Here is a 20,871-nt window from a genome sequence, read left to right on the forward strand (position 1 = left end):
CACCACTACTTACTGGTTGTACGGACCGTAGTCGTAGTCCTCCAGCGGAACGGCCTGGCCGGAGCCCGAGCCGAACGGCGAGTAGTCGATGTCGTCGTAGCCGACGGCCGAGTACATCGCGGCCTTGGCCTCCTCGGTCGGCTCGACCCGGATGTTGCGGTAGCGGGACAGACCCGTACCGGCCGGGATGAGCTTACCGATGATGACGTTCTCCTTGAGGCCGATGAGGCTGTCGGACTTGGCGTTGATCGCCGCATCCGTCAGGACTCGGGTCGTCTCCTGGAAGGAGGCGGCCGACAGCCAGGACTCCGTCGCCAGCGAGGCCTTGGTGATACCCATCAGCTGCGGACGGCCGGAGGCGGGGTGACCGCCCTCGGTGACCACACGACGGTTCTCGGTCTCGAACTTCGACCGCTCGACCAGCTCGCCCGGCAGGAGCTCCGCGTCGCCGGACTCGATGATCGTCACGCGGCGCAGCATCTGCCGGATGATGATCTCGATGTGCTTGTCGTGGATCGACACGCCCTGCGAGTTGTAGACCTTCTGGACTTCGCCGACCAGGTGGACCTGGACCGCGCGCTGACCGAGGATCCGGAGCACGTCGTGCGGGTTGGTGGCACCCACGGTGAGCTTCTGGCCCACCTCGACGTGGTCGCCCTCGCCCACGAGCAGACGGGCACGCTTCGAGATCGGGAACGCCGTCTCGTCGGTGCCGTCGTCCGGGGTGACGACGATCTTCTTGGTCTTCTCGGTCTCCTCGATGCGGACGCGACCGGCCGCCTCGGAGATCGGGGCGACACCCTTCGGCTGCCGCGCCTCGAAGAGCTCGACGACACGGGGCAGACCCTGGGTGATGTCGTCACCGGCCACACCACCGGTGTGGAAGGTACGCATCGTCAGCTGGGTACCGGGCTCACCGATGGACTGGGCGGCGATGATGCCGACCGCCTCACCGATGTCGACCAGCTTGCCGGTGGCGAGCGAACGGCCGTAGCAGAACGCACAGGTGCCGACGGCGGACTCACAGGTCAGGACCGAGCGGGTCTTGACCTCCTCGACGCCCGCGTTGACCAGGGCGTCGATGAGCACGTCACCCAGGTCGACGTTGGCCGGCGCGATGACCTTGCCGTCGACGACGACGTCCTCGGCGAGCATCCGCGCGTACACGGAGGTCTCGACGTCGTCCGTCTTCCGCAGGACACCGGCCTCGTCCTTGGCCGCGATCCGCAGCTTCAGACCGCGCTCGGTGCCACAGTCCTCCTCGCGGATGATGACGTCCTGCGAGACGTCCACCAGACGACGGGTCAGGTAACCCGAGTCGGCGGTACGCAGGGCGGTGTCGGCGAGACCCTTACGGGCACCGTGCGTCGAGATGAAGTACTCGAGGACGGAGAGGCCCTCACGGAAGGACGCCTTGATGGGACGCGGGATGGTCTCGTTCTTGGCGTTCGACACCAGACCACGCATACCGGCGATCTGCCGCATCTGCATCATGTTTCCTCGGGCACCCGAGTCAACCATCATGAAGATGGGGTTCGTCTTGGGGAAGTTCGCGTTCATCGCCTCGGCGACCTCGTTGGTCGCCTTGGTCCAGATCGCGATGAGCTCCTGCGTGCGCTCTTCCTTGGTGATCAGACCGCGCTCGTACTGCTTCTGGACCTTCTCGTCCTGCGCCTCGTAGCCCTTGACGATCTCCTTCTTCGCCTCGGGAACGACGACGTCGGAGATGGCCACGGTGACACCGGAACGGGTCGCCCAGTAGAAGCCCGCCGCCTTCAGGTTGTCGAGCGTCGCCGCCACGATGACCTTGGGGTAGCGCTCGGCGAGGTCGTTGACGATCTCGGAGAGCTGCTTCTTGCCGACGGAGTAGTCGACGAACGGGTAGTCCTCGGGCAGCAGCTCGTTGAAGAGCGCGCGGCCCAGCGAGGTCTTCAGACGGAACGAGTCACCCTGCTGCCACTCCGGCTCGCCCTCCTCGGCGACCGGGGGAACCCAGCCACGGGGAGCGACGGTGCCGACCGGGAAGCGGATCTCGATCTGCGACTGCAGCGCGAGCTCGCCGGCGTCGAACGCCATGATCGCCTCGGCCGTGGAGCCGAACGCGCGGCCCTCGCCCTTGGTGTCACGGAGCTCACCGTCGGTGGTCAGGAAGAACAGACCGAGGACCATGTCCTGGGTCGGCATCGTGACCGGACGGCCGTCGGCGGGCTTGAGGATGTTGTTCGAGGACAGCATCAGGATGCGGGCCTCGGCCTGCGCCTCCGCGGAGAGCGGCAGGTGGACGGCCATCTGGTCACCGTCGAAGTCCGCGTTGAACGCGGTGCAGACGAGCGGGTGGATCTGGATGGCCTTGCCCTCGACCAGCTGCGGCTCGAAGGCCTGGATGCCGAGGCGGTGCAGCGTGGGCGCACGGTTCAGCAGGACCGGGTGCTCGGCGATGACCTCTTCGAGGACGTCGTACACGACCGTGCGGCCGCGCTCGACCATCCGCTTGGCGCTCTTGATGTTCTGCGCGTGGTTCAGGTCGACCAGGCGCTTCATCACGAACGGCTTGAAGAGCTCCAGCGCCATGGCCTTCGGGAGACCGCACTGGTGCAGCTTCAGCTGCGGACCGACGACGATGACGGAACGCGCGGAGTAGTCCACACGCTTGCCGAGCAGGTTCTGACGGAAACGACCCTGCTTGCCCTTCAGCATGTCGCTGAGGGACTTGAGGGGACGGTTACCGGGACCGGTCACCGGACGACCACGACGACCGTTGTCGAAGAGGGCGTCCACGGCCTCCTGAAGCATGCGCTTCTCGTTGTTCACGATGATCTCGGGCGCGCCGAGGTCGAGGAGTCGCTTCAGACGGTTGTTGCGGTTGATCACGCGGCGGTACAGGTCGTTCAGGTCGGAGGTCGCGAAGCGGCCACCGTCCAGCTGCACCATCGGACGCAGGTCCGGCGGGATGACCGGGACGCAGTCGAGAACCATGCCCTTGGGGCTGTTCGCGGTCTGCAGGAACGCGGAGACGACCTTGAGGCGCTTGAGCGCACGGGTCTTCTTCTGGCCCTTGCCGGTGCGGATGATCTCGCGGAGGCGCTCGGCCTCCTCCTCCAGGTCGAAGGACTCCAGGCGCTTCTGCAGCGCCGCGGCACCCATCGAGCCGTCGAAGTACGTGCCGAAGCGGTCACGCAGCTCGCGGTAGAGGAGCTCGTCGCCCTCCAGGTCCTGGACCTTGAGGTTCTTGAAGCGCGACCAGACCTCGTCCAGACGGTCGATCTCGCGCTGCGCGCGGTCGCGCAGCTGCTTCATCTCGCGCTCGGCACCCTCGCGCACCTTGCGGCGCACGTCGGCCTTGGCGCCCTCGGCCTCCAGCTCGGCGAGGTCGTTCTCGAGCTTCTTGGCGCGGGCCTCCAGGTCGGAGTCGCGACGGTTCTCGATCTGCTGACGCTCGACGGAGACGTGCGCCTCCAGCGAGGGCAGGTCACGCGTACGACGCTCGTCGTCGACGTACGTGATCATGTACGCCGCGAAGTAGATGACCTTCTCCAGGTCCTTCGGGGCGAGGTCGAGCAGGTAGCCAAGACGCGACGGGACGCCCTTGAAGTACCAGATGTGGGTGACGGGGGCGGCGAGCTCGATGTGGCCCATCCGCTCACGACGCACCTTGGCGCGGGTGACCTCGACGCCACACCGCTCACAGATGATGCCCTTGAAGCGGACACGCTTGTACTTGCCGCAGTAGCACTCCCAGTCCCGGGTCGGACCGAAGATCTTCTCGCAGAAGAGTCCGTCCTTCTCGGGCTTCAGGGTGCGGTAGTTGATGGTCTCCGGCTTCTTGACCTCGCCGTGGCTCCACTGACGGATGTCGTCAGCGGTGGCCAGACCGATCCGGAGCTCGTCGAAGAAGTTGACGTCGAGCACTATGCGTCAATCCCTCTCAGGGTTGTAAGGCTTTGGGGTCTGATACGGGGGTCCTGGGGCCGGCCGGGGACTCAGCGGTGAAATCGCCGAGTCCCCGACCGAACTCCCGTCAGACCTCTTCGACGCTGCTCGGCTCGCGCCGGGACAGGTCGATGCCGAGCTCCTCCGCTGCGCGGAAGACGTCCTCGTCGGTGTCGCGCATCTCGATGGACATGCCGTCCGAGGACAGCACCTCCACGTTGAGGCACAGGGACTGCATCTCCTTGATGAGGACCTTGAAGGACTCGGGGATGCCGGGCTCAGGGATGTTCTCGCCCTTGACGATGGCCTCGTAGACCTTCACGCGGCCGGTCACGTCGTCGGACTTGATCGTCAGCAGCTCCTGGAGGGCGTACGCGGCGCCGTATGCCTCCAGCGCCCACACCTCCATCTCACCGAAGCGCTGGCCACCGAACTGGGCCTTACCACCCAGCGGCTGCTGGGTGATCATCGAGTACGGGCCGGTCGAACGCGCGTGCAGCTTGTCGTCGACCAGGTGGTGGAGCTTGAGGATGTACATGTACCCGACGGAGATCGGGTCCGGGAACGGCTCGCCGGAGCGGCCGTCGAACAGCCTCGCCTTACCGGTCGGGAGCACCATGCGCTCGCCGTCGCGGTTCGGGATGGTGTGCTGGAGCAGACCCGCGAGCTCGTCCTCACGCGCACCGTCGAAGACCGGGGTCGCGACGTTGGTGCCGGGGGCGACCTGGTCGGCGCCGATCGCCTGGAGGCGCTGCGCCCACTCGTCCGCGAGACCGGAGACGTCCCAGCCGCGGCTGGCGAGCCAGCCGAGGTGGATCTCCAGGACCTGTCCCGGGTTCATTCGGGACGGGACACCCAGCGGGTTGAGGATGATGTCGACCGGGGTGCCGTCCTCGAGGAAGGGCATGTCCTCGATCGGGAGGATCTTGGAGATGACACCCTTGTTGCCGTGACGGCCGGCGAGCTTGTCACCGTCGGTGATCTTGCGCTTCTGGGCGACGTAGACGCGGACCAGCTGGTTCACGCCCGGGGGAAGCTCGTCGCCCTCCTCGCGGTCGAAGACGCGGACGCCGATGATCTTGCCGATCTCGCCGTGCGGCACCTTCAGCGAGGTGTCACGGACCTCACGGGCCTTCTCACCGAAGATCGCGCGGAGCAGGCGCTCCTCCGGGGTCAGCTCGGTCTCGCCCTTGGGCGTGACCTTGCCGACCAGGATGTCGCCGGCGACGACCTCGGCACCGATGCGGATGATGCCGCGCTCGTCGAGGTCCGCGAGGACCTCCTCGGAGACGTTCGGGATGTCCCGGGTGATCTCCTCCGGGCCGAGCTTGGTGTCACGGGCGTCGACCTCGTGCTCCTCGATGTGGATCGAGGAGAGGACGTCGTCCTGCACGAGGCGCTGCGACAGGATGATCGCGTCCTCGTAGTTGTGGCCCTCCCACGGCATGAACGCCACGAGGAGGTTCTTGCCGAGCGCCATCTCGCCGTCTTCGGTGGCGGGACCGTCGGCGAGGACCTGGCCCTCGATGACGCGGTCGCCCTCGTCCACGACGACCTTCTGGTTCACAGAGGTGCCCTGGTTGGAGCGGGAGAACTTGTGCAGGCGGTACGTGATGTACGTGCCGTCGTCGTTGGCGACCGTGATGTAGTCGGCCGACAGCTCCTGGACGACACCGTCCTTCTCGGCCTTGAGCACGTCGCCGGCGTCGGTGGCGCAGCGGTACTCCATGCCGGTGCCGACGAGCGGGGCCTCCGACTTAATCAGCGGGACGGCCTGACGCATCATGTTCGCGCCCATGAGGGCACGGTTGGCGTCGTCGTGCTCGAGGAACGGGATCATGGCGGTCGCGACCGACACCATCTGGCGCGGCGAGACGTCCATGTAGTCCACGTCGGCGGGCTCGACGTAGTCGACCTCGCCGCCACGCTTGCGGACGAGGACGCGCGGCTCGGAGAAGCGGAGCTCGTCGTTGAGCGCGGCGTTGGCCTGCGCGATGACGAAGCGGTCCTCCTCGTCGGCGGTGACGTAGTCGACCTCGTCGGTGACCTGGCCGTCGACGACCTTGCGGTACGGCGTCTCGATGAAGCCGAACGCGTTGACGCGGCCGTACGAGGCGAGCGAACCGATCAGACCGATGTTCGGGCCTTCGGGGGTCTCGATCGGGCACATGCGTCCGTAGTGGGACGGGTGCACGTCGCGGACCTCGAAGCCGGCCCGCTCACGGGAGAGACCACCGGGACCCAGCGCCGAGAGACGACGCTTGTGCGTCAGACCCGACAGCGGGTTGTTCTGGTCCATGAACTGGGACAGCTGCGAGGTGCCGAAGAACTCCTTGATCGACGCCACGACCGGGCGGATGTTGATCAGGGTCTGCGGGGTGATCGCCTCGACGTCCTGGGTGGTCATCCGCTCGCGGACGACGCGCTCCATACGAGCCAGACCCGTGCGGACCTGGTTCTGGATGAGCTCGCCGACGTTGCGCAGACGACGGTTGCCGAAGTGGTCGATGTCGTCGGTCTCGACGACGATCTCGTTGCCGTTCTCGCCGATCGTCTCGGTCTCGCCCGCGTGGAGCTTGACCAGGTACTTGATCGTGGCGATGACGTCGTCGGTCGTGAGGACACCGGCGTCCAGCGGCTCGTCGGCGCCGAGCTTCTTGTTCACCTTGTAGCGGCCGACCTTCGCGAGGTCGTAGCGCTTCGGGTTGAAGTAGAGGTTCTCGAGCAGCGTCTGAGCGGCCTCACGGGTCGGCGGCTCGCCCGGACGGAGCTTGCGGTAGATGTCCAGCAGCGCGTCGTCCTGGCCCTGGGTGTGGTCCTTCTCCAGGGTGGCGCGCATCGACTCGTACTCGCCGAACTCCTGGAGGATCTGCTCGGTGGTCCAGCCGAGGGCCTTCAGGAGGACGGTGACGGACTGCTTGCGCTTGCGGTCGATGCGGACACCGACCAGGTCGCGCTTGTCGATCTCCATCTCCAGCCAGGCACCCCGGGACGGGATGATCTTGGCGGAGAAGATGTCCTTGTCGGACGTCTTGTCGATGGAGGAGTCGAAGTAGACACCGGGGGAACGGACCAGCTGCGACACCACGACACGCTCGGTGCCGTTGATGACGAAGGTGCCCTTGTTCGTCATGAGCGGGAAGTCGCCCATGAAGACCGTCTGGGACTTGATCTCGCCGGTCTCGTTGTTGGTGAACTCGGCGGTGACGAAGAGCGGGGCGCCGTACGTGAAGTCACGGTCCTTGCACTCGTCGATCGAGTTCTTCGGCGGCTCGAAGCGGTGGTCGCGGAAGGTCAGCGACATCGACCCGGAGAAGTCCTCGATCGGGGAGATCTCCTCGAAGATCTCCTCCAGACCGGACTTCGTGGGGACGTCCTGTCCCGACTCAAGGGCAGCCTCGACGCGAGCCTTCCAGGCGGCGTTGCCGAGCAGCCAGTCAAAGCTCTCGGTCTGCAGCGCGAGGAGGTTCGGAACCTCGAGGGGCTCCTTGATCTTTGCAAAGGAGATGCGCAGCGGGGCGGTGCTTGCGCCGTTGTTCGTATTGGTCGAGGCGTTGCGCGAGGCGGCCAAGAGGGGGTCCTTCCGAGGGCTCGGACTCACTACGCGCGTACCGGTCCCCAGCAACGCTTCACGGCAGACGTTTCCTGAGATGACCAAAAGGCCAGGTCAGACGGGGTCGGTCCACGAAGCTGATGCGAAGGTATGCCCCTGGTGACGGGCAGGGGGCAGCTAACAGGCAGCGCAAAGGGTCAGTGTAGCCACTTGGCTCACTGATGTCCAGGGCGACTTCTTCGCGACCCTCGTTGCTCTCAACTCCGCCGTACCTCGCGCCGTGCGGCGCACCTCGATACTGCCCGTTCAGTCGTCGATCCATGCCTCGGAAACGGATCGTTGTGACGACGCGTCCTGAGAATTGCGCGCTGCGTGCGGTTCGTCAAGACCCGCCGGTCCGCGGGGCGCACGGCGAAGATCACCATACTCCGCTTCACGCGCCTCTCAGGCCCCTCGCCACGCCCGTCCCGGGAACGCCGAAAGGCGACCACCCAGAAGGGTGATCGCCTTTCGCTGCCCCCGCGTTACACGGGGGCAGGAGTCAGCTACAGCGACTCGAAACGGTCTTACTTGACCGTGACGGAGGCGCCGGCGGCCTTGAGGGACTCGGCAGCCTTCTCGGCGGCCTCCTTCGCGACCTTCTCGAGGACCGGCTTCGGGGTGCCGTCGACGAGGTCCTTGGCCTCCTTGAGGCCCAGGGAGGTGAGCTCGCGCACGACCTTGATGACCTGGATCTTCTTGTCGCCGGCACCCTCGAGGATGACGTCGAACTCGTCCTGCTCCTCGGCCTGGGCGCCAGCGTCGCCACCACCGACGGCGGGACCGGCAACGGCGACGGCCGCGGCGGCGGTGACGTCGAACTTCTCCTCGAAGGCCTTCACGAACTCGGAGAGCTCGATGAGGGTCATCTCCTCGAACTGGGCGAGGAGGTCGTCCTGAGAGAGCTTCGCCATGATGGGCGATCCTTCCACTAATCTCGGCAGGTGCCGATGTGTCTATAGAGGCGGGCGTAACGGCCCGCTACGACCCGCGCACTAGGCGGCGCGGATCAATGCGCGAGCCGAATTACTCGGCACCGCCCTGCTCGGCGAGCTTGACGCGAAGCGCTTCCGCGGTGCGGACGAACTTCGACGGCAGCGCCTGGAAGAGCGAGGCAGCCTGAGACTGCTTGCCCTTGAAGGCACCGGCCAGCTTGCTGAGCAGAACCTCGCGGGACTCGAGGTCCGCAAGCTTCTTGATGTCGTCGGCGGAGAGAGCCTTACCGTCAAGGACACCGGCCTTGATGATGAGGTTCGGGTTCTCCTTGGCGAAGTCACGCAGAGCCTTCGCCGACTCCACCGGGTCACCGGTGACGAAGGCGACCGCGGTCGGACCAGCGAAGTGCTCGTCCAGTGCGGTGATCCCGGCCTCGTTGGCCGCGATCTTGGTCAGCGTGTTCTTCACCACGGCGTACTGGGCGTTCTCACCGAGCGAACGACGCAGCGTCTTGAGCTGCGCCACGGTGAGACCCCGGTACTCGGTCAGCACGGCGGCGTTGGAGCTCTGGAACGCGTCCTTGAGCTCGGCCACCGATGCAGCCTTGTTGGGCGTCGGCATAGTGCTTCGGCCTCCTTCCGGGTGATGAGGACCGCTCAGAAGGGGACTGAACAAAACAAAACGCCCCGGGCGCAGGCGCACGGGGCTGAGCTCGACCGGATCGTGAAATCCGGGAACTTTCCACAGTCACCTGCGCGGGTCGTCCGTCGTGAGCGGATCCTTCGGCCACCGCACCCGGTAGGGCACAGCAACGACCAGCGGTCTTTGGCTTCTGTGGAAGAGTACGTGACGGCCTGGGCCGGGAGCAAATCAGCCCCGGGCGAGGCGCTTCAGGAGGTCCGGGAAGGCGACGGTGTCCTCGGCGGGCGGGGTCCGGAAGGCGGCCTTGGTGCCGAAGCCGGAGTACGTCGTGCTGAGCGAGGTCATGGCTCCGCCCCCGGGGGTCGGCGTGTGGACGACCGTCTTCACCGGGTACCCGTCCGCACCGATCCAGACCTGCATGAGCTTGCCCCCGGGGAGTTCGCCCTCGTAGCCCTGGGCGCCCTTGAAGTCGCCGCGCGTCGCGGGGCCGACGTGCTGGAGCGCCGGCGACCCGGCGAGGAGGCCGAGTTCCTTGGGCAGGTCCGTGTTCACCGCGGCCAGGCCGCCGGTCAGCTGGAGCGTCAGCTCGTCCCCGGCGGCGGACGCGGCCTCCACCTTCAGCCAGCGCTTGCCGCCCGTCTGCGCGGACAGCCCCGTCCCCAGGTCCACGTAGGTGGCACCGCCCACGGAGCGCACGAACGTCTCGACGGGGGCTCCCGGGATGTCGGCCAGGTACGACGAGTCGTAGACCTTCAGATCGGCGGCCGAGGGCCCCCATGCCTGGACCCCGGTGAACGTGCTGCCGCCGGGCGCCCTGTCGTCGCCCACGTTGAGGCGCATCTCGACCCTGGCGCTCTTCGCGGCCGCGGCCTTGGTGTACGCGGCCCGGACGGCCTTCGCGGCCTCCTCCGGGCTCTGGGTGCGCTGCGCGCTCGGCTGCGCCGTCGCGGACGCCCCGGCCGCCTTCGTACCGCTGTCGCCGTCCTGGCACCCGGCGACACCCGCCACGACGGCCAGCGCCACCACGGCGTGCCTCCATCGGAAGCCGTTCCCCACTCGTCCCCACCCCTTGATCGTTCTCGTACAAGAAACCGGCCCCGCGCCTCCGGAGAGGTGCGGGGCCGGCGTGACCACTCAGCGAACCGGTGAGGTTCAGACCGCGGCCGGGTCCTCCTCGACGAGGAGGTTACGGGTGCGGTTGGAGTCCAGCGGGATGCCGGGGCCCATGGTCGTCGTCAGGGTCGCCTTCTTGATGTAGCGGCCCTTGGCGGCGGACGGCTTCAGACGGAGGATCTCCTCCAGCGCCGCGGCGTAGTTCTCGACCAGCTTCGTCTCGTCGAAGGAGACCTTGCCGATGATGAAGTGCAGGTTCGAGTGCTTGTCGACGCGGAACTCGATCTTGCCGCCCTTGATGTCGTTGACAGCCTTCGCGACATCGGGGGTGACGGTGCCGACCTTGGGGTTCGGCATGAGACCACGCGGGCCGAGGACGCGGCCGAGGCGGCCGACCTTGCCCATGAGGTCCGGGGTGGCCACCACGGCGTCGAACTCGTTCAGGCGGTTGCCCTTGGAGATCTCGTCGATGAGCTCGTCGGAGCCGACGATGTCGGCGCCCGCGGCGATCGCGGCCTCGGCACGGTCACCGGTCGCGAAGACCAGGACCCGGGCGGTCTTACCGGTGCCGTGCGGAAGGTTCACGGTGCCACGGACCATCTGGTCGGCCTTGCGCGGGTCGACGCCCAGGCGGAAGGCGACCTCGACGGTGCCGTCGAACTTCGTGGTGGCGGTGTCCTTGGCGAGGCGGACGGCCTCGAGGGGAGCGTAGTTCCGCTCGCGGTCCACCTTGGCGTCCGCGGTGCGGAGAGCCTTGCTGCGCTTCACTGCTTCTCCTGTTGGTTCAGGTGTGGAGTCGTGGTGCGGGCCGCGCCGGCCCTACCACTGAAGGTCACGAGAGGGGGGTGATCAGCCCTCGACCGTGATGCCCATGGAGCGGGCGGTGCCGGCGATGATCTTGGACGCGGCGTCCAGGTCATTGGCGTTGAGGTCGGGGAGCTTGACCGTGGCGATCTCGCGGACCTGGGCGGCCGTGAGCTTGGCGACCTTGGTCTTGTGCGGCTCGCCGGAGCCCTTGTCCACACCCGCGGCCTTGAGGATCAGCTTGGCGGCCGGCGGAGTCTTGGTGATGAAGGTGAAGGTGCGGTCTTCGTAGACCGTGATCTCCACCGGCACGACCATGCCACGCTGCGACTCGGTCGCGGCGTTGTAGGCCTTGCAGAACTCCATGATGTTGACGCCGTGCTGACCGAGCGCGGGGCCGACCGGCGGGGCCGGGTTGGCCGCACCGGCGTTGATCTGGAGCTTGATAAGCCCCGTGACCTTCTTCTTCTTGGGAGGCATTGCTCTCTCCGGGTCCTAGTGAGAGTGTTCAGCCCGCCATCCGGTCATCCGGATGGAGGCATACCGCACAACGATAACGGGTATAGACGTGCGGCTAAAAACCGAGCAGGTCAGAGCGGCTTTTGACAGCCACTCTGACCTGGTCGGAAGACGGTGAGATCAGTTCTTCTGGATCTGGTCGAAGCTCAGCTCGACCGGGGTCTCGCGACCGAAGATCTCGACGAGGCCCTTGACCTTCTTCGAGTCCGGGTTGATCTCGTTGATCGTGGCCTGGAGGGTCGCGAACGGGCCGTCGGTGACGGTGACCGAGTCGCCGACCTCGAAGTCCAGGACCTGGACCTCCAGCTTGCGGGCGGGAGCCGGCTTGCCCTCGGCCTCGGCGGCCTCGCGGGCGGCCTTCTCCTCGGCCTCCGGGGCGAGCATCTTGACGATCTCGTCCAGGGTCAGCGGGTACGGGTCGTAGGCGTTGCCCACGAAGCCGGTGACGCCGGGGGTGTTGCGGACGACGCCCCAGGACTCGTTCGTCAGGTCCATGCGGACGAGGACGTAGCCGGGGAGCTTGTTCTGCTTGACGTTCTTCCGCTCGCCGCCCTTGATCTGGACGATCTCTTCCTCGGGGACCTCGGCCTGGTAGATGAAGTCCTCGACGTTGAGCGAGACGGCGCGCTGCTCGAGGTTGGCCTTCACGCGCTTCTCGTAGCCCGCGTAGGTGTGGATGACGTACCACTCGCCGGGGAGGGTGCGGAGCTCCTCGCGGAGCGCGGCGACCGGGTCGACCGGGGCGGCCGGCTCGGCCTCCTCCTCGGTCTCTTCCTCCGCGTCCTCGGCCTCGGCCTCGGCGTCCTCGACCTCGTCGGTCTCGTCCTCGTCGGCGTCGACGGTCTCGTCGATCTCGACGTCGTCCTCGTCCGCAGCGTCCTCTGCAGCGTCGACCTCGACGTCCTCGACGTCCTCGTCGGCGGCCTCGACGATGTCCAGCTCGTCCTCGACGGACTCGGACTCGAAGGCGTCGTTCAGGTTCGCGTCAGACACGGTGGCTGCTTCTTCCTGCGATACAGATGGGGTGGAACAAAAAGTCAGCCGAAGACGTACTTGACTGCTTCCTGGAAGCCATAGTCAATCACGGTGACGAGGCCGATCATGATGACGACGAAGACAATCACCACGGTGGTGTACGTCGACAGCTGGCTGCGCGTGGGCCAGACGACCTTGCGGAGCTCGGCGATGATCTGGCGGTAGAAGAGCGCGAGACGGCCCAGAGGGCCCTTCTTTCCGCGCTTCCCGCCCTTGCGGGACTTCTTCTTCGACTCTGAGGTCTCGTCGTCGGCATCAGGCATGTCGATGGAGCCTACGGCGTCCGTCACGATCTCTCACCTGATTCCGGGTCGGCCGTGCCGCGCCCGGGTGGAGCCGCACGGCGGTGCAATGAAGTACGTACATGCGCACAACACCTGGCGGTGTGTGTAGCAGGGCCGGAGGGACTTGAACCCCCAACCGCCGGTTTTGGAGACCGGTGCTCTACCAATTGAGCTACGACCCTTTGTCGGTGCCCCCAACGTACCGCATCGTGAGATGTGGTCGGTGCGGGCCAACGAGGAGTGAGCATACGTGGTCAGGGGCCCCTACGTCGAACAGAAAGCGCGCCGACCTGCCGTCGGACGCGCGTACGACCGGTAATGACCGGTCCTGTCCGGTCCGTGAAACCTGTGTGCCGGGCCCGGAGGCGGTCTGGGACGATGGCCGCATGAGCGCTGCTACCCCTCCCACCGAGCGTCGGGTCTCCGCCCGGATCGGTGCGATCTCCGAGTCCGCCACCCTCGCCGTCGACGCCAAGGCCAAGGCCCTCAAGGCCGCCGGGCGCCCGGTGATCGGTTTCGGCGCGGGTGAGCCCGACTTCCCGACCCCGGACTACATCGTCGACGCGGCCGTCGAGGCCTGCAAGAACCCGAAGTACCACCGCTACACGCCGGCCGGCGGTCTGCCCGAGCTGAAGGCCGCGATCGCCGCCAAGACGCTGCGCGACTCCGGTTACGAGGTCGACGCCTCCCAGGTCCTGGTGACCAACGGCGGCAAGCAGGCGATCTACGAGGCCTTCGCCGCGATCCTCGACCCGGGCGACGAGGTCATCGTCCCGGCGCCGTACTGGACGACGTACCCCGAGTCGATCCGCCTCGCCGGCGGTGTCCCGGTGGAGGTCGTCGCCGACGAGACCACGGGCTACCGGGTGTCGGTGGAGCAGCTGGAGGCGGCCCGCACGGAGAAGACCAAGGTCGTCCTCTTCGTGTCGCCGTCGAACCCGACCGGCGCGGTGTACAGCGAGGCGGACGCCGAGGCGATCGGCCGCTGGGCCGTCGAGCACGGTCTGTGGGTCCTGACGGACGAGATCTACGAGCACCTGGTCTACGGCGACGCGAAGTTCACCTCGCTGCCGACGATCGTGCCCGAGCTGCGCGACAAGTGCATCGTGGTGAACGGCGTGGCGAAGACGTACGCGATGACGGGCTGGCGCGTCGGGTGGATCGTCGGCCCGAAGGACGTCGTCAAGGCCGCGACGAACCTGCAGTCGCACGCCACGTCCAACGTGAGCAACGTGGCCCAGGTGGCCGCGCTCGCCGCCGTCTCCGGGAACCTGGACGCGGTCGCGGAGATGCGCACCGCCTTCGACCGCCGCCGCCAGACGATCGTGCGGATGCTGAACGAGATCGACGGCGTGTACTGCCCGACCCCCGAGGGCGCGTTCTACGCGTACCCGTCGGTGAAGGGCCTCCTCGGCAAGGAGATCCGCGGCAAGCGCCCGCAGACCTCCGTCGAGCTCGCCGCCCTGATCCTGGACGAGGCCGAGGTCGCGGTCGTCCCGGGCGAGGCCTTCGGCACCCCGGGCTACCTGCGCCTGTCGTACGCGCTGGGCGACGAGGACCTGGTGGAGGGCGTGTCCCGGATCCAGAAGCTCCTCGCCGAGGCGAAGGCCTGATCCTCCTGAGGTGCGGGCCCCCGGTTCTCCGGAACCGGGGGCCCGTTTTTGCGTTCTAGCAAGGTCCCGATCGGGGAAATGGACTTCATTCGTCCATTCGAGTGCGGCAGTATCGGCCAATGGAGCACGTACGCGATCTCACCCTGCTGCCCAAGGCCCATCTGCACCTGCACTTCACCGGTTCGATGCGGCCCACGACGCTGCTCGAACTGGCCGACAAGTACGGCGTGCACCTCCCGGAGGCGCTCAGGAGCGGCACCCCGCCCAAGCTGCGGGCCACCGACGAGCGAGGCTGGTTCCGGTTCCAGCGGCTCTACGACATCGCCCGCTCCTGCCTGCGCTCCCCCGAGGACATCCAGCGGCTCGTCCGGGAGGCGGCCCAGGAGGACGTCAGGGACGGCTCGGGGTGGCTGGAGATCCAGGTCGACCCGACCTCGTACGCCCCGCACCTCGGCGGGCTGATCCCGGCCCTGGAGATCATCCTCGACGCGGTCGACGCGGCCTCCAGGGAGACCGGGCTCGGGATGCGGGTGCTGGTCGCGGCGAACCGGATGAAGCACCCCCTGGAGGCACGGACGCTGGCCCGGCTCGCGGTGCGCTTCGCCGACCGGGGCGTGGTCGGCTTCGGGCTCTCCAACGACGAGCGGCGGGGCATGGCCCGGGACTTCGACCGGGCCTTCGCGATCGCCCGCGACGGCGGCCTGCTCGCGGCCCCGCACGGCGGCGAGCTGACGGGGCCCTCCTCCGTACGGGACTGCCTGGACGATCTGCGGGCGGCGCGGGTCGGCCACGGGGTCCGGTCGGCGGAGGATCCGCGGCTGCTGCGGAAGCTCGCCGAGAAGGGCGTGACCTGCGAGGTGTGCCCCGCGTCGAACGTGGCCCTCGGGGTGTACGAGAAGCACGAGGACGTGCCCCTGCGGACGCTCTTCGAGGCCGGGGTGCCGATGGCGCTCGGCGCGGACGACCCGCTGCTCTTCGGCTCGCGGCTCGCCGCGCAGTACGAGATCGCCCGCCGTCACCACGGCTTCACGGACGCGGAGCTGGCCGAGCTGGCCCGTCAGTCCGTGCGGGGTTCGGCGGCGCCCGCGGACGTGCAGGCGAAGCTGCTCGCGGGGATCGACGACTGGATCACGGGCTGATCCCCTTCAGCAGGGTGCGGGCGAGCGCGCGGGCGAAGTCGTCGAGGGAGTCCGGCGGCCTGCGGTCGGGGCTCATCTCCCAGGCGAAGGAGCGCTGCACGCAGGCCCCGAGGAGCAGGGACGCGGTGGCGACCGGGTCGGCGTCGGCGCTGACGCGGCCGTGCCGCTGCTCGGCGCGGAGGTAGGCGGCGAGGCCCTCGATGGGCTTGTGGGGGCCCATGCCGTACGTGCGCATGGCCTCCTCGTGGCGCCGTTTGAGCTGCGGCTCGGCGTACAGGGACGCGACGACCGGGAAGGTCTGCTCGTAGAAGAGGGCGGCCTGCCGGGCGACCTCGACGAGGTTCTCCTCCACGGTGCGGCCGCCGGGGTCGGCGGCGAGGGTGCCGAGGAGCCCGCCGAGCTGCGGCAGGCGCTCGTTCAGGACGGTCAGGAAGAGCTCTTCCTTGCTGCTGAAGTACTTGTAGAGCGCGGCTTCCGAGCAGCCGGCCGCCTTGGCGATCTCCTTGGTGGTGGTGCGGGCGAGCCCCGCCGTCCGCATGAGGTCGCGGGCGGCGTCGACGATCCGGGTCCGGGTCGGTTTCTGATCCATGCATCCTCCAGCCACGCTTGACGTCTAGGTGAGTATCCACTCACCCTGGAGGTGAGTGAATACTTACCCACCCAGGAGGGTGCGACATGAAGCTCACAGTCTTCGGCGCGACCGGCGGCATCGGCCAGGAGATCGTCCGGCAGGCGCTGGCCTCGGGGCACGAGGTGACGGCGGTGGTGCGCGACCCGGCACGGCTCACGGTGACCGGCACCCGTCTGACGGTCCGCCGGGACGACCTGACCGACCCGGAGGCGCTGCGCGCCGCCGTCGCGGGCCGCGACGCGGTGCTCTCGGGCCTCGGCGCACGGACCCGGGCCGACGCGGGCGTGGCCGCCCGGCTGACCCGCTCGGTGCTCACCGCGATGGAGGCCGAGAAGACGCGCCGGCTCCTGGTGGTCAGCGCGGCCCCGCTGGGCCCGGTCCCGGACGGCCAGGCCCTCGTCGACCGGGCGGTGCTCTCGATCGTCAACGCCGTCCTGAAGGACGTCTACGCCGACCTGCGGGTCATGGAGGCCGACCTCGCCGCGAGCGGCGCCGACTGGACCTCCGTGCGCCCGCCGAAGCTGACGGACGGGCAGGGCACCGGGCAGTACCGCGCGGTCGTCGGCGGCACCCCGCCCCGGGGCCGCTCCCTCGCTCGCGCGGACGTCGCGCACGCCATGCTGGCGATGATCGACGACCTCGCGACGGTCAGGCAGGGCGTCGGGGTCGCGTACTAGGGGGTGTTCGAAAGTCCTGTGCGGTGCGGGACTTCCGAAACAGCCCCTAGAGCTCCACGCCCACGGTGACGGGCTCGTTGACGAGGGTGACCCCGAAGGCCTCGCGCACGCCGGCGACGACCTCGCGGGCGAGGGCCAGGAGGTCCTCGGTGGTCGCCCCGCCGCGGTTGGTCAGGGCGAGCGTGTGCTTGGTGGAGATCCGGGCGGGCCCGGAGCCGTACCCCTTGGTGAAGCCCGCCTTGTCGATCAGCCAGGCGGCCGAGGTCTTCACGGCACCGTCCGCGCCCGCGGGGAAGGCCGGCGGCGTGACGTCCGGGCCGAGCCGCCCGGCCACGCGCGCGAGGAAGGTCTCGTACTCCCCCGCCGTGAGGATCGGGTTGGTGAAGAAGGATCCGGCGGACCAGGTGTCGTGGTCCTCGGGGTCCAGGACCATGCCCTTGCCCGCGCGCAGCTTCAGGACGGTCTCGCGGGCGGCGGCGAGGGGCACCCGGTCCCCGGCCCCGACGCCCAGGGCGCGGGCGGTCTCGGCGTACTTGACCGGCGCGGACATCCCGTCCGCGTCCTCCAGGCCGAAGCGGACCCGCAGCACCACGTACCGGTCGGGCTGGTCCTTGAAGAGGCTGTGCCGGTACGAGAAGGCGCACGCGGCATTCGTGAGGGTGACGGTCTCCTCGGCGCGCCGGTCGTAGGCGACGACCTCGGTGATCGTGGCGGAGACGTCCTGCCCGTAGGCGCCGACGTTCTGGATCGGGGTCGCGCCGGCCGAGCCGGGGATGCCGGCCAGGCACTCGATCCCGGCGAGCCCGGCCTCGACGGTCCGGGCGACGACGTCGGTCCAGACCTCACCGGCGGCGACCTCCAGCCGGGTCCCGTCGAGGGTGACGCCCGTGGTGGCGACGCGCAGCGCGGTCCCCTCGAAGCCCTTGTCCCCGATGACCAGGTTGGATCCGCCGCCGATGATCAGCAGCGGGGTGCCCGCGGCGTCGGCCTCGCGGACGGCGGCGACCACCTCGTCGTCGGTGGTCGCCGTGACGAGCCGGGTGGCGGGGCCGCCCAGCCGGAAGGTGGTCAGGGGCGCGAGGGGGGCGTCTGCGATCTGCTGCACGGGCTCAAGCGTACGGGCGCGGTCGCGGCAGGAGAAAAGGCGACGGCCCCGCCGGGAGTGGCGGGGCCGTGCGCGGCGCGGTGCCGCGGCGCCCTCGCGCGGCACCGGGGGTGCCGTCACGCGGTGATCAGCCCCGGCTTCCCGGCGTCGGCCCCGGTCCCGGCCCCGGCCGCGGACTCCGCATCGGTCCCGGCCTCGACACCGGCCTCGGTCCCGGCCGCGACACCGGCCTCGGAGGGCGTCGCGGACAGCACCTCGGACTCCGTCTCCGCCGTGCGTCGGGCCTCCTGGCGCCGCGAGGGGGCGAAGAGCACCGCCACCGCGCCGAGTGCCACCGCCCCGGCGCCGACCCACAGCGCGGGGACCAGGCCGTCGACGAAGCTGCGGCCCGACTCGTATCCGCCCTGCGCGGTGAAGATCGAGGCCATGACGGCGACGCCGAGCGCGCCGCCGACCTCACGCAGCGCGTTGTTGGCGCCGGACGCGATGCCCTGCTCCGAGGGGCGGACGCTGGACATCACGAGGTTGGCCGCGGGGGCGAAGTACAGCGCCATGCCGATGCCGCTCACGACGAGGGCGGGGAGCTGGGCGGCGTACGAGGCGTCGGGGGTCAGGACCAGGGCGAACCAGGCGAGGCCGAGCGCCTGGAGGGCGAGGCCCGCGGCGACGACCGGCCGGCCGCCGATCCGGTCGGAGAGGGCGCCCGCGATCGGCGCGACGATCATCGGCATTCCGGTCCAGGGCAGCATCCGCAGCCCCGCCTCGGTGGGCGAGTAGCCGAGCACGCCCTGCATGTACTGGCTGAGCAGGAAGATCGAGCCGAACATGCCGAGGAACATCAGCAGGCTGGCCGCGTTGATGCCGGAGAAGGCGCGGTTGCGGAAGAGCCGCATGGGCAGCATCGGCGCCTTGTTGCGGATGCCGTGGTGGACGAAGCCGCCGATGAGCGCCGAGCCGGCGATCAGCGCGGTGAGCACGGTGGCGGAGGTCCAGCCGTCGAGCGGACCGCGGATCAGTCCGTACACGATGCCGAACAGGCCGCCGCTGGCGAGGAGGGTGCCGGCGATGTCGAGCCGGGCGCCGACGCCGTACGACTCGGCCAGCCGCAGCCGGGCGAGCGGCAGGAGGGCGAGGCCGAGCGGGACGTTCAGCCAGAAGATCCACTGCCAGGACATGTGCTCGGTGAGGGTGCCGCCGATGAGCGGGCCGGCGGCGACGGCGAGGCCGTTGACCGCGCCCCAGATGCCGAACGCCATGCCGCGCCTGGCCGCCGGGACGGCCGCGGTGAGCAGGGTGAGGGTGAGCGGCATCATGATCGCGGCACCGACGCCCTGGACGGCGCGGGCGGCGATCAGCGCGTCGATGCCGGGGGCGAGCGCGGCGGCGGCGGAGGCGCCGGTGAAGACGGCGAGCCCGGCGACGAAGAGCCTGCGGCGGCCGAAGCGGTCGCCGAGGGCGGCGCCGAACATGAGCAGGACGGCGAAGGTGAGGGTGTAGGCGCTCACCGTCCATTCGAGGTCGTGCAGTCCTCCCCCGAGGTCCTCCCGGATGGAGGGCAGGGCGGTGGTGACGACGAGGTTGTCGAGGGCCGCCATGAAGCCGGCGACGCTGGTGATGACGAGGGCCCAGGCGGCGGAGCCGCGGCGGGCTGCGGGCTGGTTCATTGCTGCTCACCCTTCGGGTTAGTTATTGATGACTAACTTCTACGAACAGGGGTCGGCCGGCGCGCGGGCCGGTCCCGGGCCGGAGCCCGGGTGCACTACTTCTCCAGCCGTCCGAGGCGCCGGGCCGAGGGGTAGAACCCCTCCCAGACCCGGTGCTCGGGCGGGAATCCCATGGCGACGAGGTTGTTGATGAGCATGCCGTACGCCAGGAAGGTCGTGGTCTCGCCGACGTCGGCGCCGAGCGGCAGATGGACGGTCTCCCAGAGCTCCATCCAGCCGGCCCGGACGGCCTCGCCGAACTCGTGGTCGCCGGCCTCCTCCGCGGCGGCCACCGCGACGTACACCTGCATCTGCATCAGGAGCCGCTCCGGCTGCTCGGCGATGAGCCGGGTGTAGGCGTTGGCCATGGCGTGCAGGGCCTCCTCCCCCGACAGCCCCTCGGCGGCCTCCTCGAAGACCCGCCGGGTGTCCGCCAGGCAGCGTTCGGACGCCGCCAGGAAGATCGCCTTCTTTCCGGGGAAGAGCCGGAAGAGGTACGGCTGCGAGACGCCGACACGGCGGGCGATCGCCTCCGTGGAGGTGCCGTGGTAGCCGCCCCGGGCGAACTCCCTCATCGCGGCGCGGATCACGCTCTCGCGCCGTTCCTCTGCGCTCATCCTGACCATGCATAGAAAGTTAGTACTCAATCACTACCTTCGTCAACCCGGGAAAAGGGGCGGCCTCGTCGGGACGGCCGCCCCCACCCGGAATCCGGGGTCAGGCCAGTCGCACGACGGCCCGGGACATGCCCAGGACCTTCTGCCCGGCGGAGGTCGCCGTGAGGTCGACGCGCACCCGCTGGTCGTCCAGCTTGGCGGCGACCTTGGCGGAGACCTCGATCAGGGCGCCGGTGTCGTCGTTGGGGACGACGACCGGCTTGGTGAAGCGGACGCCGTACTCGACGACGGCGGCGGGGTCGCCGGTCCAGTCGGTGACGACGCGGATCGCCTCGGCCATGGTGAACATGCCGTGGGCGATGACGTCCGGGAGGCCGACCTCGCGCGCGAACCTCTCGTTCCAGTGGATCGGGTTGAAGTCCCCGGAGGCACCCGCGTACCGGACGAGGGTGGCGCGGGTCACGGGGAAGGTCTGCGCGGGCAGCTCGGTGCCGACCTCGACCTCGTCGTAGGCGATCTTCGCGGTCATGG

General features: G+C 68.8%; 16 protein-coding genes, 1 tRNA gene and 1 pseudogene. 3 read left to right on the top strand and 15 right to left on the bottom strand.

Annotated elements, in window-relative coordinates:
• Positions 1 to 9: 9 nt before the first annotated feature.
• The 10 genes from ABTY59_RS02740 to ABTY59_RS02785 all read right to left on the bottom strand — a co-directional run bounded on the left by ABTY59_RS02740 (position 10) and on the right by ABTY59_RS02785 (position 13,037).
• The gene (locus ABTY59_RS02740) at positions 10 to 3,909 is read right to left on the bottom strand and encodes a DNA-directed RNA polymerase subunit beta' (RefSeq protein WP_041130748.1); all 3,900 of its coding nucleotides are present in this window, start codon (positions 3,907 to 3,909) and stop codon (positions 10 to 12) included.
• 109 nt (positions 3,910 to 4,018) lie between these two features.
• The gene (gene rpoB, locus ABTY59_RS02745) at positions 4,019 to 7,501 is read right to left on the bottom strand and encodes a DNA-directed RNA polymerase subunit beta (RefSeq protein WP_352017065.1); all 3,483 of its coding nucleotides are present in this window, start codon (positions 7,499 to 7,501) and stop codon (positions 4,019 to 4,021) included.
• Between the two features lie 548 nt (positions 7,502 to 8,049).
• On the bottom strand, positions 8,050 to 8,436 hold the full coding sequence (rplL, locus tag ABTY59_RS02750) for a 50S ribosomal protein L7/L12 (RefSeq protein WP_015035540.1): 387 nt from the start codon (positions 8,434 to 8,436) through the stop codon (positions 8,050 to 8,052).
• A 112-nt stretch (positions 8,437 to 8,548) separates the two neighbouring features.
• Positions 8,549 to 9,079, bottom strand: coding sequence for a 50S ribosomal protein L10 (gene rplJ, locus ABTY59_RS02755; RefSeq protein ID WP_030687887.1), 531 nt, complete (start codon positions 9,077 to 9,079; stop codon positions 8,549 to 8,551).
• A 249-nt stretch (positions 9,080 to 9,328) separates the two neighbouring features.
• On the bottom strand, positions 9,329 to 10,126 hold the full coding sequence (locus ABTY59_RS02760) for an SCO4651 family lipoprotein (protein ID WP_352017066.1): 798 nt from the start codon (positions 10,124 to 10,126) through the stop codon (positions 9,329 to 9,331).
• 126 nt (positions 10,127 to 10,252) lie between these two features.
• Positions 10,253 to 10,981 (bottom strand): 50S ribosomal protein L1, encoded by a 729-nt coding sequence (gene rplA / locus ABTY59_RS02765; protein WP_352017067.1) that lies wholly within the window; start codon positions 10,979 to 10,981, stop codon positions 10,253 to 10,255.
• Positions 10,982 to 11,062: 81 nt separating this feature from the next.
• Complete coding sequence (gene rplK / locus ABTY59_RS02770) at positions 11,063 to 11,497, bottom strand: 50S ribosomal protein L11 (protein ID WP_015035536.1); 435 nt, start codon at positions 11,495 to 11,497, stop codon at positions 11,063 to 11,065.
• Between the two features lie 159 nt (positions 11,498 to 11,656).
• Entirely contained in the window at positions 11,657 to 12,529 is an 873-nt protein-coding gene (gene nusG / locus ABTY59_RS02775; protein ID WP_352017068.1) for a transcription termination/antitermination protein NusG, read from the bottom strand.
• A gap of 44 nt (positions 12,530 to 12,573) precedes the next feature.
• Positions 12,574 to 12,861, bottom strand: coding sequence for a preprotein translocase subunit SecE (gene secE / locus ABTY59_RS02780; protein WP_352017069.1), 288 nt, complete (start codon positions 12,859 to 12,861; stop codon positions 12,574 to 12,576).
• A gap of 103 nt (positions 12,862 to 12,964) precedes the next feature.
• Positions 12,965 to 13,037, bottom strand: a tRNA-Trp gene (locus tag ABTY59_RS02785).
• A 204-nt stretch (positions 13,038 to 13,241) separates the two neighbouring features.
• Between ABTY59_RS02785 and ABTY59_RS02790 the strand changes: the two genes are divergently transcribed.
• Positions 13,242 to 14,468, top strand: a complete 1,227-nt coding sequence (locus ABTY59_RS02790; protein WP_352017070.1) for a pyridoxal phosphate-dependent aminotransferase — start codon at positions 13,242 to 13,244, stop codon at positions 14,466 to 14,468.
• Between the two features lie 119 nt (positions 14,469 to 14,587).
• Positions 14,588 to 15,607 (top strand): adenosine deaminase, encoded by a 1,020-nt coding sequence (locus ABTY59_RS02795; RefSeq protein WP_352017071.1) that lies wholly within the window; start codon positions 14,588 to 14,590, stop codon positions 15,605 to 15,607.
• On the opposite strand, the gene ABTY59_RS02800 is transcribed toward ABTY59_RS02795, so the two are convergent.
• Positions 15,597 to 16,196: a TetR/AcrR family transcriptional regulator gene (locus tag ABTY59_RS02800; RefSeq protein WP_352017072.1), complete on the bottom strand. Its 600-nt coding sequence runs from the start codon at positions 16,194 to 16,196 to the stop codon at positions 15,597 to 15,599. The two genes, ABTY59_RS02795 and ABTY59_RS02800, sit on opposite strands and share 11 nt — an antisense overlap.
• Before the next feature lie 86 nt (positions 16,197 to 16,282).
• Here ABTY59_RS02800 and ABTY59_RS02805 point away from each other — a divergent pair, with 86 nt between their 5' ends.
• Complete coding sequence (locus ABTY59_RS02805; RefSeq protein WP_352017073.1) at positions 16,283 to 16,915, top strand: NAD(P)-dependent oxidoreductase; 633 nt, start codon at positions 16,283 to 16,285, stop codon at positions 16,913 to 16,915.
• A 46-nt stretch (positions 16,916 to 16,961) separates the two neighbouring features.
• Here the strand turns inward: ABTY59_RS02805 and ABTY59_RS02810 are convergent.
• The 4 genes and pseudogenes from ABTY59_RS02810 to ABTY59_RS02825 form a co-directional block, all read right to left on the bottom strand.
• Positions 16,962 to 18,038 (bottom strand): annotated as a pseudogene (locus ABTY59_RS02810) (UDP-N-acetylmuramate dehydrogenase); the annotation flags it as partial.
• A gap of 98 nt (positions 18,039 to 18,136) precedes the next feature.
• Positions 18,137 to 19,684 carry an MFS transporter gene (locus ABTY59_RS02815; RefSeq protein ID WP_352017074.1) on the bottom strand — a complete coding sequence of 516 codons (1,548 nt, stop codon included), beginning with the start codon at positions 19,682 to 19,684 and terminating at the stop codon, positions 18,137 to 18,139.
• 95 nt (positions 19,685 to 19,779) lie between these two features.
• A complete protein-coding gene (locus tag ABTY59_RS02820; RefSeq protein ID WP_352017075.1) occupies positions 19,780 to 20,349 on the bottom strand; it encodes a TetR/AcrR family transcriptional regulator in 570 nt (189 codons plus the stop codon).
• Between the two features lie 91 nt (positions 20,350 to 20,440).
• Positions 20,441 to 20,869, bottom strand: a complete 429-nt coding sequence (locus ABTY59_RS02825; RefSeq protein WP_352017076.1) for a MaoC family dehydratase — start codon at positions 20,867 to 20,869, stop codon at positions 20,441 to 20,443.
• Between the last annotated feature and the right edge of the window lie 2 nt (positions 20,870 to 20,871).

The organism is Streptomyces sp. NPDC096079, assembly GCF_040303145.1.
Classification (GTDB): Bacteria; Actinomycetota; Actinomycetes; order Streptomycetales; family Streptomycetaceae; genus Streptomyces.

Excerpts from the sequence above, each read along its gene's own strand:
- rplL (WP_015035540.1), bottom strand. The coding sequence starts at position 8,436 with ATGGCGAAGCTCTCTCAGGACGACCTCCTCGCCCAGTTCGAGGAGATG.
- rplJ (WP_030687887.1), bottom strand. The coding sequence starts at position 9,079 with ATGCCGACGCCCAACAAGGCTGCATCGGTGGCCGAGCTCAAGGACGCG.
- rplK (WP_015035536.1), bottom strand. The coding sequence starts at position 11,497 with ATGCCTCCCAAGAAGAAGAAGGTCACGGGGCTTATCAAGCTCCAGATC.
- ABTY59_RS02790 (WP_352017070.1), top strand. The coding sequence starts at position 13,242 with ATGAGCGCTGCTACCCCTCCCACCGAGCGTCGGGTCTCCGCCCGGATC.
- ABTY59_RS02795 (WP_352017071.1), top strand. The coding sequence starts at position 14,588 with ATGGAGCACGTACGCGATCTCACCCTGCTGCCCAAGGCCCATCTGCAC.
- ABTY59_RS02800 (WP_352017072.1), bottom strand. The coding sequence starts at position 16,196 with ATGGATCAGAAACCGACCCGGACCCGGATCGTCGACGCCGCCCGCGAC.
- ABTY59_RS02805 (WP_352017073.1), top strand. The coding sequence starts at position 16,283 with ATGAAGCTCACAGTCTTCGGCGCGACCGGCGGCATCGGCCAGGAGATC.
- ABTY59_RS02815 (WP_352017074.1), bottom strand. The coding sequence starts at position 19,684 with ATGAACCAGCCCGCAGCCCGCCGCGGCTCCGCCGCCTGGGCCCTCGTC.
- ABTY59_RS02820 (WP_352017075.1), bottom strand. The coding sequence starts at position 20,349 with ATGGTCAGGATGAGCGCAGAGGAACGGCGCGAGAGCGTGATCCGCGCC.
- ABTY59_RS02825 (WP_352017076.1), bottom strand. The coding sequence starts at position 20,869 with ATGACCGCGAAGATCGCCTACGACGAGGTCGAGGTCGGCACCGAGCTG.